This window comes from Caballeronia sordidicola (assembly GCF_002220365.1).
GTDB classification, from domain to species: domain Bacteria; phylum Pseudomonadota; class Gammaproteobacteria; order Burkholderiales; family Burkholderiaceae; genus Caballeronia; species Caballeronia sordidicola_C.
The window spans coordinates 1-1,130 of record NZ_MTHB01000026.1; the positions used below are offsets into that span (position 1 = coordinate 1).

The window sequence follows — 1,130 nt, forward strand, 5'->3', positions numbered from 1 at the left end:
CCATCAAGCGTCCCGACGTCATCCGGTTTCTTGATCAAGTCGCGCAGGAAGGCGCGCCCGGCCTGATGACTGTGGTGGTGCTCGATAACGCCTCGATTCATCACAACATCGATCAGCAAACCATCGACCGCTGGTTTCTCGACCATCGGATGGTGCTCTTCTATCTGCCGCCGTACAGTCCCGAGCTGAACTTGATCGAAATCGTCTGGAAACACGCCAAGTATCACTGGCGGCGCTTCGTCACCTGGACGAAGGAAACCATCGATACAGAGATCGCCAAGCTGCTCGGCGGCTATGGCTCGGAATTTGAAATCCGTTTTTCCTGAACACTTATAAACCAAGCCGCTACACCTTGCAAAGAGCGGGGCGGCTACCGCGCCATTTTGAAGATATCGACGTCTTCCAATAGATCCGAAACAGAGTCAGCACGGGTCGCTCAGTGCCTTGACAGAAGCCGAAGCACAGTGTGACGTAGGCCATACTTGCATTTTTTAACATGTATTACGAACAATCCCGGTCATAATGTTTCTGTCTCAGAAGGTTGATTTGTCGTTGATTTCGCCGAAAACGTTCTCCAGCGGCCGGATGGGGTGCGTGTGGCGCCCGGAGTCGGCCTCGGACAGCCTTGCGGCGTTGCGAAATGAACTTCAATTTTTGGGAGCACCCTAAAGGTTCGCGCGAATGAATCGATACAAAGCTACATGGCTGTCGGCGGGCGCATTTGCGTTCGACCTGTGCGCCGTCGCCGGAACCTGGCTGGCGGCCTACTCGGTCCGCTTCAACGGCGCTATCCCTAGCGACTTTTGGCACGGCGCGCTCAATGCTCTCATTTGGGTGTTGCCTGTCTATGCGGTGATGTTTCGCGTGTTCGGGTTGTATCGCGGCATGTGGGTGTTTGCGAGCCTGCCCGATTTGATCCGGATTTCGAAATCTGTAATAGCCGGTGCACTTGTGGTGATGGTGGGCGCGGTCATGTCGCAGCCGGACCCAGTGATTCCCCGTTCGGTTCTGATCGTTGCTCCGTTGCTGCTGTTTCTTGCAATGGGCGGCGCTCGCGCGATATATCGCGCTACTAAGGAGTTCTATCTATACGGTGGCCTGATCGGACAAGGCAAGCCGGTGATCGTGCT

The 1,130-nt window shown here is 55.3% G+C and carries 1 protein-coding gene and 1 pseudogene; both read left to right on the plus strand.

Going from position 1 to position 1,130, the window contains the following annotated elements; genetic code table 11:
• Positions 1-326, plus strand: a 326-nt coding sequence (locus BSU04_RS03480) for a transposase (protein ID WP_089159792.1), incomplete at its 5' end; no start/stop codon positions are given.
• 355 nt (positions 327-681) lie between these two features.
• Positions 682-1,130: pseudogene (locus BSU04_RS03485) on the plus strand (polysaccharide biosynthesis protein); the annotation flags it as partial.